This window comes from Shewanella sp. YQ_9, from assembly GCF_043103185.1.
Lineage (GTDB): Bacteria > Pseudomonadota > Gammaproteobacteria > Enterobacterales > Shewanellaceae > Shewanella > Shewanella algae.
Genome location: NZ_JBICJO010000070.1, coordinates 71,735 through 87,550 on the forward strand (window position 1 = coordinate 71,735; position 15,816 = coordinate 87,550).

A 15,816-nucleotide genomic window follows, 5' to 3' on the forward strand; every position below is an offset into this window, starting at 1 on the left:
AATTTTTAGTGGCTTATTCCTGTGAGTGGAGAAAATGTTGAAATACACACTATCCACTATTTAAGGCTTGCCAGGTTCCAAGAGATAGGTTTATAAGGTATCCACGCAGGGAGGAGCCTCCTCCCGTATTTTCTGTCAGCCTGGATTTTGTATGTCATTGGTCACTTCCACAAGTTGTTTGCAGCCTAGTCGCCAACAAGTGACCGTCGCCAATCTCCTCCTGCTCTCTCTGGAACTCAACCGGGGCTGACAGGCTATTATCTTTTATTTTCTGTCAGTGAGAGTCGCTGGCAGAGTCATCAAAACGCTCACTTGCTGGTTACTTCAAAGCTGACATATTTGAGGAAGACTATGTTAAGTGCACGCAATATCGCCGCTTTGGGGTTTATGACCTTTGCCATGTATTTAGGCGCCGGCAACCTTATTTTCCCATCATTTTTGGGTTATCAGGCAGGCGACAACCTGTTTCAGGGCATGGCAGGCTTTCTACTGGCCGGTGTGGGCTTACCCGCCTTTGCTTTGGTCATTGTGGCTCTGGTGGGGGGCTCCGATAACCTGACTTCAGTACTTCCCCGCCCTCTGGCTACCACGTTCTGGATTATGGTATTTATCGTGATTGGCCCGGCATTTGTCATTCCTCGCGCCATCACAGTCGCTTACCAATTCGGTTTTAGCCCGTTTTTCGGGGACAACGCTCTGGGTCCTTTTTCAATTATCTTCTGCATTATCGCTGTGCTGTTTTCCCTGTATCCGGGCAAACTGGTCGACAACCTGGGGAAGTGGTTGACACCGGCGCTAATGGCTATCCTACTGGCAATGGCTATCGCCGCGCTGTTGTTTCCGAGTCAAGGAATTTCCCAGGCGACCGGCGCCTATGTAAGCAGCGCATTTGCCGAAGGTGTGACTCAAGGATATATGACCATGGACGCCTTGGGTTCTATCGGTTTTGGATGGGTTATCTTCCGCGCGATTAAAAGTATGGGTGTCACTCAGCCAAAGGCGATTACCAGGTACACCCTGATTGCCGCCTTGATGTACGCTGTGGCTATGGCACTGGTATACATCTCCCTGGCTTATATCGGCGCCAGCAGCGTCGGTGAATACAGTAACGGCGGGGATATTCTGACCACCTTTACCACAACACATTTTGGTATTTTAGGTACCTTGCTGTTGGGAGCTGTGATGATATTGGCTTGCCTGACGACGATAATCGGCGTGACGACTGCCGGCAGTGAGTTTTATAGCCGCACATTCAGTAACGTGTCTTACCGTAACAGTGTGCTGGTCACCATGATAATTGGAGCATTGGTTGCCAATATTGGTCTGGAGCAACTTTTACAGATCACCCAACCCGTCGTGGTAGCCCTGCATCCGATTGCGATTGCCTTGTTGTTGATTGCCCCGCTACGGCGCCTTGTCTCCATGTCTGGCGTACTTGCAACCTTAGCGGCTGCGTTGATCTTTGGCGCTCTGGACGCCTTGCATATTCTCGGCAGTATGCCTGCCAGCCTGGATGCAATTTTGAACCAATATCTACCCTTATACGCTTGCTATGCAGCTTGGATTGTCCCGACGATTATTGTTCTGGCCATAGCGACGAGTTTGACTCTGTTTGCCCGCTCGGCATCGGTTCGCATCATCACGGAAAACTCAATAGAGCTGCCACAAAAATAATTGGCGAGGCCGGTTTGAATCAATAGGTATTTAGCCTGAATATCCAAGACGAGAGTATGCCTCCAACTCCAATGGCCCTGAAATATAGGTAACAAAAAACGCTGCCAAAGCAGCGTTTTTTAATTGGCCGGTTAGGCAGCACTGTTTTTGGGCTGCTGCCACTTGAGCCACACCAGCCCCAGCATGAACAGCACACAACTGCTGGCAAGCCCAAGCCCTACCGACTCGGTAAAGCCGAGTACTATATAGCCGCCGAGGGAAATAACTGCTACCAAGACCGCATAGGGCAACTGAGTCAGCACATGGTCGATATGATGGCAGCTGGCACCTGTGGATGACAGAATCGTGGTGTCCGATATCGGCGAGCAGTGATCGCCAAACACAGCCCCGGAAAGCACGGCGGCCAGCATAGGCAACATCATGCCACTGTGGCTGCCCATGGCCATATCGGCGGCAATCGGCAACATGATACCAAAGGTGCCCCAGCTGGTGCCGGTAGAAAAGGCGGTAAGCCCTGCCAAAATAAATAGCACGGCCGGCAGCAAGGCAAAGGGAATATTGCCACTGGCGAGACTGGCCATAAACTTGCCGGTTTCCAGTGAGCCTATGATCCCGGCTATGGTCCAGGCAAACATCAGAATATAGATGGCCGGCAACATGGAACGGGCACCCGAGGTGAGTGCCTTGAGGATCATCTTGGCTTCAATCTTCTGGATAAAGGCCAGCAGCAGCGTCACCATCAGACCGATGGAAGCGCCGAAAAACAGTGACGAGCCCACATCGGTTTTCTCGAAGGCACCTATGATACTAAAAGGCAGGCTTTCTGCCGCCAGGGCATCGGCACCACTGGAAACCATAAAATAGAAGGTCGCCACCACCAAGACACCTATGGGCAGGAACAGGCCGTGCACCTGGCCGGTTTCCGCCTCGGGCAGATCGGCATTGGCACCGGGGGGCAACCCCTTGGACTCATCATAGAGATTGCCCTTGCGGGCGTTGAGCTCGTGTTTGCGCATGGCGCCAATATCCAGCTCCATAAAGGTGACGCACAGCAAGAGTGCCAGGGCAAACAGGGCATAGAAGTTCATCGGGATCATCTGCACGAAAGCGCTCAGATGTCCGGTCTCGGTAAACCCGTGGGCGGTGAGAATGCCGCCGATAAGGGCGATAATATAGGCGCCCCAACTGGACACCGGCGAGATAACGCACACGGGCGCCGCGGTAGAATCCAAAAGATACGCCAGTTTGGAGCGGGAGATATAGTATCTGTCGGTCAGAGGCCTAGCGATACTGCCCACCACCAGGCTGTTGAAGTAGTCATCGATAAACACCGCACAGCCGAGAAACATGGTCAGCAGCTTGGCATCACGGCGATTACGGATATGCTGTCTGGCCCAGTTGGCAAAGGCTCTGGCCGAGCCACTGACGGTGATCAGCGCAGTGATCATCCCCAGCAGCACCAGGAACCCCAGAATATACAGGTTCCAGGCATTGAAAGCGCCATCGTCCCATACCAGGGAAAGCACCCTTTGCCCCAGATAAACCCCGGTGTCCAATACCGACCATTGATTGAGCAACAAGGCTCCAATCAATATCCCCAGCCCCAGCGATAACAACACCCGACGGGTGAGGATCGCCAATAAAATTGCCACAACCGGCGGCAACAAAGAGAGTGCCGAGTCGGCATAACTTGTTAGTGTCATTGAGTCTTGTTCTTCGTTAAATACGAATGGAGGGCAACTGAACTGGTGGGAAAAGGCAATGGCATACCGAGTAGCACCTGTCCTTTCAGTAGCGCTCCATAGTAACGTCAATCTGTCATCCCGACAGAATATACTATGGCAGTGCTGCCCCTATTTGGTAACAGCCCCAGCGGTGGACCTTGATAAGTCGCAACCACTTCGGCACCAAATCCTTTCGCGATACATAAACGGAATCACCCTGCTTACCGCTACTGATATTTAGTGCGCCTCTACTTCTCAGGACGCCTGATGTCAGGCGTGAGGCACATAAAAACATAGACGGCTTTGAGGATGCTACCCCAAAGCCGTCTATCGTGACCTAGATCACAGATTAAATCAACTCGTTCAATTTAGGCACAACATCAAACAGGTCAGCTTCCAAGCCATAATCGGCAACCTGGAAGATAGGCGCTTCAGGATCTTTGTTGATGGCCACAATGACTTTTGAGTCCTTCATACCGGCCAGATGCTGAATCGCCCCGGAGATACCCACAGCGATATAAAGCTCTGGCGCCACGATTTTACCCGTCTGGCCAACCTGCAGGTCGTTGGGAACAAACCCGGCATCCACTGCTGCCCGCGATGCACCTACGGCGGCGCCAAGCTTATCGGCCAATGCTTCCAGCATGGCAAAGTTTTCGCCACTACCCATACCGCGACCACCGGAAACAATGACTCTGGCGCTGCCAAGCTCCGGACGAGCCGACTCGGTCAGGCTCTGGGATACAAAGCTGCTCTTGGCGTCAAAGACACTATCGAGCTGATTGATTTCAGCTGAACCTGTCTCGGCAACGGCGTCGAAGGCGCTGGCGCGCACAGTGGCCACTTTCTTATCGTCCAGGCTCTTAACGGTCGCCATGGCGTTACCGGCATAAACGGGACGGACAAAAGTATCGGCATCAATCACCTTGGTGATCTCAGAAAGCTGAGCCACATCCAGCAAAGCCGCCACTCTTGGCAGTATGTCCTTACCCTGGCTTGAAGCTGCAGCCAGAATGTGGCTGTAGTCGCCACTCAGAGACAAGATGAGTTCACCAATATTGTCGGCAAGATGAGCACCATAGGCAGGGTTATCGGCCAGCAGTACTTTACTGACGCCTTCAAGCTTGGCGGCAGCATCGGCGGCGGCCTTACAATCCTGACCGGCAACCAAGAGGTGAATATCTCCCCCTATGGCTTTGGCTGCGGCGACAACTTTGGCTGTGTCCTGTTTCAGGCTAGTATTATCGTGTTCTGCTATTACTAATACGGCCATTTAGATCACCTTCGCTTCGTTTTTCAACTTGTCCACCAGCTCCTCAACGGAAGCCACCATCACACCCGCCTGACGGCTGGCCGGCGTTGCTACGTCCAACACCTGTACGTGCTGCTTGAGCGCCACTCCCAGGTCATCAATGCTCATGGTCTCCAGCGGCTTGCGCTTGGCTTTCATGATATTGGGCAAAGAAGCATAGCGGGGCTCATTCAGACGCAGATCTGCGGTGACCACGGCAGGCAGAGGCATGGACAGAGTCTGTAAGCCGCCATCCACTTCCCGGGTGACCAGCAGAGTTTCGCCTTCCAGCTTCACTTCAGATGCAAAGGTTGCCTGAGGCATACCGGCGAGCGCCGCCAGCATCTGTCCTGTCTGATTGTTATCGCCGTCGATGGACTGCTTACCGAGCAGAATAAGTTGCGCCTGTTCCTTGTCCTGCACCGCCTTGAGCAGTTTGGCAATAGAAAGGGGCACCAGCTCTTCATCGGTTTCGATGTGAATGGCACGGTCGGCACCCAGAGCAAGTGCGGTACGCAGCTGCTCCTGTGCCGCCTTGGGACCTATGCTGACAACGACAACTTCAGAAGCACTGCCGGCTTCTTTCAGACGCACGGCTTCTTCTACCGCAATCTCACAAAATGGATTCAACGCCATTTTCAGGTTGGCTGTTTCAACGCCTGTGTTGTCGGCCTTGACCCTGACCTTCACATTGGCATCGACCACACGTTTTACTGGCACCAATACTTTCATAGGGTTTCCTTCCTACACCTTGTATCTAATGTGGGTTGCGTACCGATGATACCAGGGCCATCAGTACAGGATGGCTCAACTTTACGTGCTGTTGACGTTAACGTCAACAGCAACTTAAACGCTCGTTTGTCACTTCTGTCACACTTTAAGGCCAGTTTTTTGAACACTTGGCAACTTTCATGGTCATAGAATTGAGTTAAATAAAGAAATTAATGTCAATTGGCGTAAAAATATTTGATCCAGACTCTTATAGTTTCTATTATTTATAGCGATGTTCACCATAACCCAATTTATAAATTAGCGTGGGACCAAAATACTTATGAGCGATTTTCTTGATATATTGACTCACGGTCGTCGTTTTAAGGCCGCAGTAAAAGAGTTGAGCGTTGCAGATCTGCGCGATCTGGCTGCCAAATTGGATAAGATCATTATTGATCGTGAAGAGGAAGCCAAGGAAGAAGAAAAGGCACAAGCTGAACGTCTTTCTAAAATAGAAGATATCCGTAAGCAGATGGAAGCCGTTGGCCTGTCTGTTGAAGATCTGGGTAATGTTGCTGCCGCCAAGGCTGCTCCCAAGAAGCGTGCTCCTCGCCCACCAAAATACAAAATCGTTGTAGATGGTGAAACTATTACTTGGACCGGCCAAGGCCGTATGCCAACTGTATTCAAGAACGAAGTAGACAAAGGTCGTTCAATGGATGACTTCCTGATCTAATCAGGCATCTATTTACTTAAGCCTCGACAGTGTCGGGGCTTTTTTATGTCTGATAGACGTCTGGCATCTGTTAAAAAGCCTTACAATTACGCCTTGGCATTTACATTTTGACTGGGTTAACTTTTATGGGCATCAGCACACAGCCATGTATCCCGTCGGCCTCAGATACCTTTTTGTATTATGGATATCTGTAACTCTTTGGTAAAAAAGTAGTGAATATATACTGATATTCATATCTTTTTACTGATAGCTGTGACTTTTCCCCAAAAGAATAATGACAAGGTAGCCACAACAGATGAAACCCTCTTTCCCCGCCGCAAAACTGCTGTTTATCAGCCTTGTGACCTGCAGCGCCTACGCCGATGAAACGCAACTGACAGACAATACTCCGAGATTGACCGCCTTAACCCACGCCAAACTCATGCTCTCCCCGGGTAAGCAATTGGATAACGCTACCCTGCTTATTGAAAATAACCGGATAAAGCAAGTTATTTCCAATAATGAAATTCCACAAAATGCTTATAAGATAGATCTCAATGGTTACACCATCTATCCGGGGTTTATCGATCCCTTTGCCGAATATGGCTTTGAGTATTCAGAATCGCCGGCAACTATTGAAGGCCCTGTCTATCGGATAAACCCCAAAGGGGCTGTGGCTGCAAATGGGGCTATTCACGCAGAGAAAGAATGGTTTTCCTATGTATTGGCAGATAAAGAAGCCGCGTCAAATTGGATAAGCAATGGCTTTACCAGCGTTCAGAGTGCTCATCTTAACGGAATATTCAGGGGAATTGGTGTTTCACTGTCTTTGGCGGACAAGAATAGCAATCAACTGATATATAATCCCCAAAGTCGACATTTTATGGCTTTTGATAAAGGCAATTCACCACAGGACTACCCCAACTCCCTGATGGGAAGCATAGCGTTAATAAGACAGACTCTCAGTGATGCCAACTGGTATAACCAGAATAAAATGAAAGCAGCCGGTCGCGAGGATTTATTGTCACCGGAATTTAATATCGCCTTTGAGCGCTTGCACGATATAAAAACTCGTGGTGCGATATTTGACACCCGAAACCTCAATAACCAGTTGCGTGCAGCCAAACTCTTGAGCCAAGAAGATATCCAGCCAATCTTACTGGGAAATGGCCAGGAATATGCAAGAGTGAGAGAACTGCAAGAATATCGACCCGTGTTGATATTGCCGTTGAACTTCCCCGCTGCCCCTCAGGTCAGTGATGAAGACAATGCCAGGGAAGTACCACTCAGAACCTTGAGACACTGGGAGCGGGCACCGAGCAATCCTGCTGTGATGGCCGCCAACAATATCCCCTTCTCCTTCACCCAATACGGCATGGACGGTAAAGCCTTTTGGCCCAGGTTGAGAATGGCGCTGCAAGCCGGTCTCGACGAAGAAACCGCATTGGCAGCGCTGACCACAGAAGCCGCTGCGGCCGCCGGCATAGATAATTTGGTCGGTAAACTGGCGCCCGGCTATATGGCCGATCTGGTGATAGCCAAAGGCAATCTGTTTCAGGACGGCGAAATAGTCAGCGTATGGTTGCAGGGCGAAGAGCAAAAACAGCTGGCTCCGGAATTCCAGTGGCAAGGCAGTTATCGCCTGCATTTGGCTGAACTGGAATTGGATCTTGAGCTGCAACTGACCCAGCAAACGCCCCGAAAACTCAGGGGCAACCTCAGCAGTGGCGATCAACAGATAGCGCTTGCTCACCTGAAAGCCGACAGCAAACGCCTGAGTTTCAGCGTCAATTTGCAGGGTGCCGGCATAAATGGCATCAGTAGATTGACTCTATGGCAAGATGATGAAGGGTTGAGAGGAAGACTCTTGAGTGCCGATGGCGCCGTGACTCAACTGGCCGGCTCAAGATTGCCGCACGCGCCTTTAATGCCAGAGACAGAAGAGGATACACGGACAAATACTCAGGCAACAAGCCCCAAAACTGTGTCAAAGACCGGGCCAAAGACTGAACCCGAGTATCTCAGTCGTTTGACGAGTCCACTGCAAGCCTATGGCCGCAGTGAGCTGCCAGGTACGGAAAAACTGCATATCCGCAATGTCACCCTCTGGACTTCAAGCGAGGCCGGCATTATTGGCAACAGCGACCTGCTTATGGCCGATGGCAAGATTGAAAAGATTGGCACAGATCTCAGCACTCCGGCAGGTTATCAGGTCATAGAGGGAGCAGACATGCACCTGACCGCCGGGATCATAGATGAGCATTCCCACATTGCCGTCAACGGCGGCCTCAATGAGATGTCCGATGCCATCACCTCAGAAGTGCGAATAGCCGATGTGCTTAACCCGGATGATATTGCCATCTATCGCTCCTTGGCCGGTGGCGTCACTACCGCCAATCTGCTGCATGGCAGTGCCAACCCTATAGGTGGCCAGTCGCAGGTCATTCAACTGCGCTGGGGGGAGTCGGCCGAGGGACTCAAGTTCGCCCAGGCCCATCAGGGGATTAAGTTTGCTTTGGGGGAAAACGTCAAACAGAGCAATTGGGGCGAGCGTTATACCCGTAGATTCCCGCAAAGCCGCATGGGGGTGAAGGCCCTGATGAGCGATGCTTTCAATGCCGCCAGAGACTATAAAGACGCCCAAGCCCAATATGCCGAGCTACGCTCACGGGAGAAACGTAAGCAGCTCTCCCCTCGCCCCGATTATCGTTTACAGGCGATTGCCCAAGTGCTGAATGGCGAGCGCGATGTGCATATTCACTCTTATGTCCAGTCTGAAATCCTGATGTTCTTGCGCCTCGCCGAGGCTTACGATTTCAAGGTCACCGCCTTTACCCATGTACTGGAAGGCTACAAGCTGGCCCCCGAGTTGGCGGCTCATGGTGCCGGTGCTTCCACCTTTGCCGACTGGTGGGCCTATAAATTTGAGGTCTATGATGCCATTCCGCAAAACGCCTGTTTGATGATGAATACCGGCGTGCTCACCTCGATTAACTCAGATGACTTTGAGATGCAGCGGCGCCTGAATCAGGAAGCCGCCAAGTCGGTGAAATACTGCGACATGTCCCAGGAAAATGCCTGGAAGATGGTAACCATCAACCCCGCCAAACAGCTCGGAATAGACGCCATAACAGGTTCGGTTGAAGAGGGGAAACAGGCAGATTTGGTGCTCTGGGATGCCAACCCCCTATCGGTTTATGCCAAGAGCCAGGCAGTGTGGATTGGCGGCAAACGCTACTTCGACCGCGCTGAGGATAAGCAAATGACCCAGGCTATTGCCGGCGAGCGCCAGGCGCTGATCCAGAAAATTCTTGGCAGTGACCCGGCGCGGCTTCAAGGCGAAACAACGTCTGAAATCATAGAGCCCTTGTGGCAATGCGATACCCAATTCAACGCCTGGGGCCAGAATAAGGAGAGCCGCCTGTGACCAAGTTTCCTCTATTGCCACACATGGCATCTATGCTGGTATATCTGCTGCTGGGTGGTTCGCTATTGATGTTCGCACCGGCAAAGGCCCATAACCTGATCCCGGCCGAGCGCCAGCAGCAAGCCATATTATTGAAAAACGCCACGGTTCACACCGTCAGCCAAGGCACACTCGAAAATACCGATGTGCTGCTCGAGCAAGGCGTTATCAGCGCCGTAGGCCCAGGATTAACGGCTGAAAATGCCCGGGAATTTGATCTCAGTGGCAAACACCTTTATCCCGGCCTCATCGCACTGGATACCACCCTGGGTTTGGTAGAGATAGCCATGGCCAGGCCAACAGTCGACAGCCGCGATGTGGGCAGTGCCAATCCGCAGCTTGAAGCCGCCAGCGCCTTCAACCCGGATTCGGAATTGTTGCCCAGTGTGCGGGCCAACGGAATCACCCATGCCCAGATAGTGCCGAGAGGCTCGGGCATTGCCGGGCAATCGGTACTGGTCTCACTGGATGCCTGGACCATAGAAGATGCCCAGGTCCCATCCAAACCACAGTTCCACCTCTATTGGCCAACTGCGCCGCAAAAACAAGGTACCAGCGAGGCAGATAAGCAGGCGCAAATGGCCTATCACGGCGCTCTGTCACAGATACACAAACACTTTGAAGCGGGTAAACGCTACGCCTTGAGTCAGCAAGGCAGTGAAGGCGCACTTGAAGACAGCCGCTGGCAAGCGCTCTTGCCTCTGTATCGCCAGGAGGCGCGGCTATTTGTTCATGCCGACAGGCAGCAGCAGATAGAGGCTGCCATTGCCCTGGCCCGTCAGTATGGATTCAAGTTAACCCTGGTCGGTGGCTATGATGCCTGGCGCCTGGGCGCAGCGCTCAATGAAATAGAGGCAAATGTCATCTATACCCATACGCTTGACTTGCCGCTACGAGAAGATGAGCCCATAGGTCAGGCATTTAGAGTACCGGCATTGCTCAAGCGCGCCGGTATTCCCTTCGCCCTCGGCTTCAGCTCCGATTGGGACAGCCGTAACCTGCCGCTGGCCGCGGGCCAAACCGTGGCTTGGGGGCTCAGTAAAGAGCAGGCGCTCAAGGCCATTACACAAGATGCCGCCAAGATACTGGGGGTAGACAACCTGGGGGCGGTAGCGCCCGGGTTTCAGGCCAATATTGTGGTCAGCAGCGGCGATATTCTCGATCCCATGAGCAGCCGGATAGAGCTGATGTTTATCGACGGCAGGCAGGTGGATCTCAACAATCGTCATCGGCAGCTTTATCAAAAGTATTTGAAGCGATAGAATTTCCCATACAGCTCCCGGGATGGCCGGGAGCATGGACGAATAACTATAAGGCCGGGCCATGAAACCGATTTTTCTCTCCACTCTGGTACTGCTGCTTGGCGGCTGCGCCGGGGAATACAGCTTCAATTCCAACCTGGACAGCCAGGCTATCCAGGAGTATTTCAAACCCTCGGAAGTACAGCTGTTCGATGGCAGTCGGCCAACAGGCCAATATGAAGTGCTGGGATTGGTTGAAGGCAATGCCTGTCAGTCTGAGCTCGATGGTGTACCGGCCACTATGGCCGATGCCCGCACTGAGGCGCGCCGGGCGGCGGCCGATATGAAGGCCAATGGTCTTATCATTAAAAACTGTGTCGAAACCCAGGAAGCCGCAGCCGGTTGCTACACCAGCGCCATGTGTGTCGGCCAGGCTATTCGCCTGGCAACCCCGAAGGAGTAAACCTGACGTTATGGGGTTTTCGACTCAGATAGAAGCGGTTGCCTATTGCCGGACACCATATAAACAGAAGTTTGGTATTCCTCGTCAGCCGGGCTTGGTGGATTTTGTTCGCGGTTTTGTAGAACTGACAGCGCCCTACAATCATATTGATGCGGTGCGTGGGCTGGAGCAGTATTCCCACCTCTGGTTACTGTTCTGCTTTCATGAAAATCTGGCCCAGGGCTGGAAAACCACGGTGCGCCCTCCCCGGCTCGGCGGCAATGAAAAGCTTGGGGTGTTTGCCACCCGCTCCACCTTCAGGCCCAATGGCATTGGCCAATCTGTGGTGAAGCTGCATCAGATCCACCAAGGCAAAGGCAAGGTGGTCCTGGAGATCTCCGGCATGGACCTGCTCGATGGCACTCCGATAATCGACATCAAGCCCTACATCCCCTTCTCGGATGCGATACCCGAGGCGATAGGCGGCATAGCGCAGCAGGCTCCCGAGCAGGTTGAGGTCAGCTTCAGCAATCTCGCAGTAGAACAACTGATCCGACTCGAGAAACGCTATCCCGGGCTGGATAAGCTCATTCAGGCGGTGCTGGCCCAGGATCCGAGACCCGCCTACAAGAAAGGCAAGCCGGATCCCAAACGCTATCAAGTAGCTCTGTATGATCTGGATATCTTCTGGCATGCCCAAGAGCAAGGCATTGAGGTCGAAACCATACAGCCCTTTTGTGCCAAAGCGTCCGGCGCCGCCGGTGCATGAGTGATTTTACCCCCTCAGCTGATGACTATCAGGCGCAACACAAGAGGCGCCTCTCCTGGATGCCCTGGCTCTGGTATCGCCTCAAACCCAAACATCTCGAGTGGGCCCTTCCCTGGCAACAGGCGATTCAGGCCAGGCTCCAAGCCCTTGAAACCATCAGCATAGGGCAAAACTGCTTTATCGCCCCCGAGGCAGAGCTGTTTGCCGAACCCGGCAGGCCGATAACCCTGGGCGATGAGTCCATGATAGCCGCCAACTGCTTTCTGCATGGGCCGATACAGATAGGCCGGGAGGTCAGTATCAACCACGGCTGCTCGCTGGATGGCGGCAGTCGTGGCATAGTGATAGGTGACAAGACCCGTATTGCCAACAATGTCACCATCTACGCCTTCAATCATGGTATGGCGCCGGATATGCCCATCTATCGTCAGAGCAGCCAATCCAAGGGGATTGTGATTGGCGAGGATGTCTGGATTGGCGCCCAGGCCGGTATCGTCGATGGTGTTACCATAGGCGACTGCGCCGTCATTGCCATGGGCGCCATTGTCACAAAGTCGGTACCCGCGTTTGCCATAATGGCGGGAAATCCTGCTAGAGTAGTGGGAGATAGACGCGATAAGCCACTGACGGGTAGTGAAAAAAATCAATAAGAGGAAGTTGAGCGCCATGGATTGCCAAACCCGCCCAAACACACAAACACCAAGAAGCACGTCACTTGGCTTGCCGGGGATCCGCAGCCGGTTACTACTGAGTTTTTTTCTGCTTGCCGGGCTGATAGTGTTTTTTGGCGGAGCCAGCCTCTGGGTGATGGAGCGTACAGGCAAGGCCCATATCGCCGAGCTCCAGGATCAGAAACTGCTGCTGCAAACCATCAAAGCCAACCAGATGCAGCATCTGGCACTGCTGAAACTCAAAAACAACTGGCCTACCTATCCCTCCAACGAGCGGGAGGCGATCCTCGACGAAACCAGGCAGAGACAACAACAGATTATAACCACCCTGAGTCAGTTTACCCTGGCGGCCAAAGAATATGACGAGGCCCTGGCTCTTGGACAACAGCTGTCAGTGATGAGTGGTCAGCCTTTGAGAGCACCACATATGACCGGCATGATAAGTGCCATAGATAATCTTTCTCTGCGCCTATCCGGCATAGGGCTGACCCACCTGGATGCCCAGGCACAAAAGAACAGCAAGTCGCTGATGCAAACCTTGCTATGGCTGGTGCTCGGGTCACTGGCGCTGATAGTTCTGAGTCAAACTGTGGCCTGGGCTGTACTTGGCCGCCACCTGCTCAAACCCTTGTTGCAGACCAGCCACAAGCTCAGCGAATTGGCGGAACAAAACTTCGGTGGCAACTCCCCAAATGCCGTGAATCGGGAAACACTCAAGATAAACCATGCGCTGTTGTCTCTTGAGGCCCAAATGAGTGCCTTGACCAGCGAGCAACAACAGGACGAACTCACAGGGCTCTATAACCGCCGCAGCTTCAACCAACTGTTGAAGCAGGCCTGGCACAAAGCGGTAGTGAAACAGCACAGGATAGGCCTGTTGCTCATTCAGAGCGATCAGGCCATTGCCAGCGAAACCCTGTTGCATTTGGCCCAAAGGCTGCTGGACTTTGACGTTAGCGGTGAACATTTTCTGGCGCGATTGCAACAATCTCAGTTGGCACTGTTACTGCCAGACCGGGATCCGGAAGCCTGTATCCGCATTGCCCAGAGCCTCAATCAATTTGTGCTGGCGGCCAATCTGAGAGCCAAGGCCCAAAGCCCAAGACTGACAGTCTCTATCGGTGTGGCCAACATCCAACCGGCCAGGCAACTCGGTTGGGACACCCTGGTATTTCAGGCTGAAGAAGCCCTGCTCAGCGCCCAAAACCGCGGCGGCAACTGCAGCGCCGGCGCCAATCAGTAGCCGACGGGCTAAATTCGAGCAAGGAAAGGGGAATTTATCCGCCCTGGCCGCGTGACATCATCAAAGCAAGTGATAAAATGGCGGCCATTCAATTCATTTCGGACCCAAGGTAATGCGAGTCAGTCAATACCTGTTATCAACACAGAAAGAAAACCCTGCCAATGCAGAGATAGTCAGTCATCAGCTTATGCTGCGCGCCGGTATGATACGTCGCAACGCCTCAGGCCTCTATAGCTGGCTGCCGTCCGGCCTGCGCGTACTGCGCAAGGTCGAAGCCATTGTGCGTGAAGAGATGAACAAGGCCGGTGCCATCGAAATTCTGATGCCCATGGTACAGCCGGGGGATCTCTGGGTGGAAACAGGTCGCTGGGACAAGTTTGGCCCGGAACTGCTGCGCTTTGTAGACCGTCACAATCGTGACTTCGTTCTGGGCCCGACCCATGAAGAAGTGATTACCGATCTGGTACGCAAAGAAGTCAGCTCCTACAAGCAACTGCCGCTGACCCTGTATCAAATCCAGACCAAATTCCGTGATGAAGTCCGCCCACGCTTCGGTGTCATGCGCTCACGTGAGTTCCTGATGAAAGATGCCTACTCTTTCCATCTGGATCAGCAAACCATGGATGATACCTATCAGGCCATGTACACGGCTTACAGCAACATCTTGTCGCGCATGGGCCTGGCCTTCCGCCCTGTACTGGCAGATACCGGCTCTATCGGTGGCAGCATGTCACACGAGTTCCATGTACTGGCCAACAGCGGTGAAGATCTGATTGCCTACTCCAATGGCAGCGACTATGCCGCCAATATTGAGAAAGCCGAAGCGCCGCTGCCAACCACAGAGCGTGCCGCGCCCACTCAGGAAATGACCTTGGTAGACACACCCAATGCCAAGACCATAGACGAACTGGTTGAGCAGTTTGGCCTGGATATCACCAAGACGGTTAAGACCCTGATAGTCAAAGGCGCCACCGAAGAGGCCCCGCTGGTAGCCCTGATTGTCCGTGGCGACCATGAGCTGAACGAAGTCAAAGCCGACAAACTGGAACTGGTTGCCGCGCCGCTGGAATTTGCCTCTGAAGCGGAAATTCGTGACGCGCTGGGAGCCGGCCCAGGTTCTCTCGGTCCAGTCGGTCTGACTATTCCTGTGGTCATAGATCACAGTGTTGCCGTGATGAGCGACTTTGCCGCCGGTGCCAACCTAGACGACAAACATTATTTTGGTATCAACTGGGAGCGGGATCTGCCGCTGGCCAGCGCCGCCGATATCCGTAACGTAGTGGAAGGCGAAACCACCCCTGACGGCAAAGGCTCTTACGCGTTCGCCCGCGGTATTGAAGTTGGCCATATCTTCCAGCTGGGCACCAACTACTCTGCCGCCATGAACGCCACTGTGCTGGACGAGAATGGCAAGTCTCAGACCCTGCTGATGGGCTGTTATGGTGTCGGCGTCAGCCGCATCGTTGCCGCCGCTATCGAGCAGAATCACGATGACCGCGGTATCATCTGGCCGGAAGCGATTGCCCCATTCACAGTGGGTATTCTGCCGATGAACATGCACAAGTCACACAGAGTAACTGATACTGCCGAGCAGCTTTACAAAGAGCTGACCGATGCAGGTATCGAAGTGCTGTTTGACGACCGTAAAGAGCGCCCTGGCGTGATGTTTGCCGATATGGAGCTCCTGGGTCTGCCTCACACCATAGTGATTGGCGATCGCAATCTGGATGCCGGTGTTTATGAATATAAGAACCGCCGCACCGGAGAAAAGCAGGAAGTGCCTATGGCGGAGATAGTGGACTTTATCAAAAAGGCCGCTGGCCAGAAGTAAGCTCCTGAATTCAAGAGCCCCCAGGCTCCAGAAAACCC

At 53.0% G+C, this 15,816-nt stretch carries 12 protein-coding genes and 1 riboswitch; of the genes, 9 read left to right on the top strand and 3 right to left on the bottom strand.

Annotated features, from left to right (window positions below; all coding sequences use genetic code 11):
- Positions 1-351: 351 nt before the first annotated feature.
- The gene (gene brnQ / locus ACF8D4_RS19470; protein ID WP_345882026.1) at positions 352-1,674 is read left to right on the top strand and encodes a branched-chain amino acid transport system II carrier protein; all 1,323 of its coding nucleotides are present in this window, start codon (positions 352-354) and stop codon (positions 1,672-1,674) included.
- Between the two features lie 131 nt (positions 1,675-1,805).
- Here the strand turns inward: brnQ and ACF8D4_RS19475 are convergent, their stop codons facing one another.
- From ACF8D4_RS19475 to ACF8D4_RS19485, 3 genes are all read right to left on the bottom strand, one after another.
- On the bottom strand, positions 1,806-3,377 hold the full coding sequence (locus tag ACF8D4_RS19475) for a Na+/H+ antiporter NhaC family protein (protein ID WP_392466429.1): 1,572 nt from the start codon (positions 3,375-3,377) through the stop codon (positions 1,806-1,808).
- A gap of 81 nt (positions 3,378-3,458) precedes the next feature.
- Positions 3,459-3,657: riboswitch (Lysine riboswitch) on the bottom strand.
- 90 nt (positions 3,658-3,747) lie between these two features.
- The gene (locus tag ACF8D4_RS19480) at positions 3,748-4,671 is read right to left on the bottom strand and encodes an electron transfer flavoprotein subunit alpha/FixB family protein (protein ID WP_109248488.1); all 924 of its coding nucleotides are present in this window, start codon (positions 4,669-4,671) and stop codon (positions 3,748-3,750) included.
- Positions 4,672-5,421 carry an electron transfer flavoprotein subunit beta/FixA family protein gene (locus tag ACF8D4_RS19485; protein ID WP_129978785.1) on the bottom strand — a complete coding sequence of 250 codons (750 nt, stop codon included), beginning with the start codon at positions 5,419-5,421 and terminating at the stop codon, positions 4,672-4,674. It lies immediately after the preceding gene.
- Positions 5,422-5,740: 319 nt separating this feature from the next.
- Here ACF8D4_RS19485 and ACF8D4_RS19490 point away from each other — a divergent pair, with 319 nt between their 5' ends.
- From ACF8D4_RS19490 to ACF8D4_RS19525, 8 genes are all read left to right on the top strand, one after another.
- Positions 5,741-6,136 carry an H-NS family nucleoid-associated regulatory protein gene (locus ACF8D4_RS19490; RefSeq protein ID WP_025009415.1) on the top strand — a complete coding sequence of 132 codons (396 nt, stop codon included), beginning with the start codon at positions 5,741-5,743 and terminating at the stop codon, positions 6,134-6,136.
- A 295-nt stretch (positions 6,137-6,431) separates the two neighbouring features.
- On the top strand, positions 6,432-9,542 hold the full coding sequence (locus ACF8D4_RS19495; protein ID WP_392466434.1) for an amidohydrolase family protein: 3,111 nt from the start codon (positions 6,432-6,434) through the stop codon (positions 9,540-9,542).
- A gap of 32 nt (positions 9,543-9,574) precedes the next feature.
- Positions 9,575-10,843: an amidohydrolase family protein gene (locus ACF8D4_RS19500; protein WP_208158418.1), complete on the top strand. Its 1,269-nt coding sequence runs from the start codon at positions 9,575-9,577 to the stop codon at positions 10,841-10,843.
- 61 nt (positions 10,844-10,904) lie between these two features.
- Positions 10,905-11,285, top strand: coding sequence for an Rcs stress response system protein RcsF (rcsF, locus tag ACF8D4_RS19505; protein ID WP_025009418.1), 381 nt, complete (start codon positions 10,905-10,907; stop codon positions 11,283-11,285).
- Between the two features lie 10 nt (positions 11,286-11,295).
- Positions 11,296-12,033, top strand: a complete 738-nt coding sequence (gene tsaA, locus ACF8D4_RS19510; protein WP_342172695.1) for a tRNA (N6-threonylcarbamoyladenosine(37)-N6)-methyltransferase TrmO — start codon at positions 11,296-11,298, stop codon at positions 12,031-12,033.
- The gene (locus ACF8D4_RS19515; RefSeq protein ID WP_025887628.1) at positions 12,030-12,683 is read left to right on the top strand and encodes an acyltransferase; all 654 of its coding nucleotides are present in this window, start codon (positions 12,030-12,032) and stop codon (positions 12,681-12,683) included. The genes tsaA and ACF8D4_RS19515 overlap by 4 nt, the downstream gene beginning before the upstream one ends.
- Before the next feature lie 16 nt (positions 12,684-12,699).
- Positions 12,700-13,947 carry a diguanylate cyclase domain-containing protein gene (locus tag ACF8D4_RS19520; RefSeq protein ID WP_144191087.1) on the top strand — a complete coding sequence of 416 codons (1,248 nt, stop codon included), beginning with the start codon at positions 12,700-12,702 and terminating at the stop codon, positions 13,945-13,947.
- A gap of 112 nt (positions 13,948-14,059) precedes the next feature.
- Complete coding sequence (locus tag ACF8D4_RS19525; protein WP_144134446.1) at positions 14,060-15,778, top strand: proline--tRNA ligase; 1,719 nt, start codon at positions 14,060-14,062, stop codon at positions 15,776-15,778.
- Positions 15,779-15,816: the final 38 nt, after the last annotated feature.

Excerpts from the sequence above, each read along its gene's own strand:
- brnQ (WP_345882026.1), top strand. The coding sequence starts at position 352 with ATGTTAAGTGCACGCAATATCGCCGCTTTGGGGTTTATGACCTTTGCC.
- ACF8D4_RS19475 (WP_392466429.1), bottom strand. The coding sequence starts at position 3,377 with ATGACACTAACAAGTTATGCCGACTCGGCACTCTCTTTGTTGCCGCCG.
- ACF8D4_RS19480 (WP_109248488.1), bottom strand. The coding sequence starts at position 4,671 with ATGGCCGTATTAGTAATAGCAGAACACGATAATACTAGCCTGAAACAG.
- ACF8D4_RS19485 (WP_129978785.1), bottom strand. The coding sequence starts at position 5,421 with ATGAAAGTATTGGTGCCAGTAAAACGTGTGGTCGATGCCAATGTGAAG.
- ACF8D4_RS19490 (WP_025009415.1), top strand. The coding sequence starts at position 5,741 with ATGAGCGATTTTCTTGATATATTGACTCACGGTCGTCGTTTTAAGGCC.
- ACF8D4_RS19495 (WP_392466434.1), top strand. The coding sequence starts at position 6,432 with ATGAAACCCTCTTTCCCCGCCGCAAAACTGCTGTTTATCAGCCTTGTG.
- ACF8D4_RS19500 (WP_208158418.1), top strand. The coding sequence starts at position 9,575 with ATGCTGGTATATCTGCTGCTGGGTGGTTCGCTATTGATGTTCGCACCG.
- rcsF (WP_025009418.1), top strand. The coding sequence starts at position 10,905 with ATGAAACCGATTTTTCTCTCCACTCTGGTACTGCTGCTTGGCGGCTGC.
- tsaA (WP_342172695.1), top strand. The coding sequence starts at position 11,296 with ATGGGGTTTTCGACTCAGATAGAAGCGGTTGCCTATTGCCGGACACCA.
- ACF8D4_RS19515 (WP_025887628.1), top strand. The coding sequence starts at position 12,030 with ATGAGTGATTTTACCCCCTCAGCTGATGACTATCAGGCGCAACACAAG.
- ACF8D4_RS19520 (WP_144191087.1), top strand. The coding sequence starts at position 12,700 with ATGGATTGCCAAACCCGCCCAAACACACAAACACCAAGAAGCACGTCA.
- ACF8D4_RS19525 (WP_144134446.1), top strand. The coding sequence starts at position 14,060 with ATGCGAGTCAGTCAATACCTGTTATCAACACAGAAAGAAAACCCTGCC.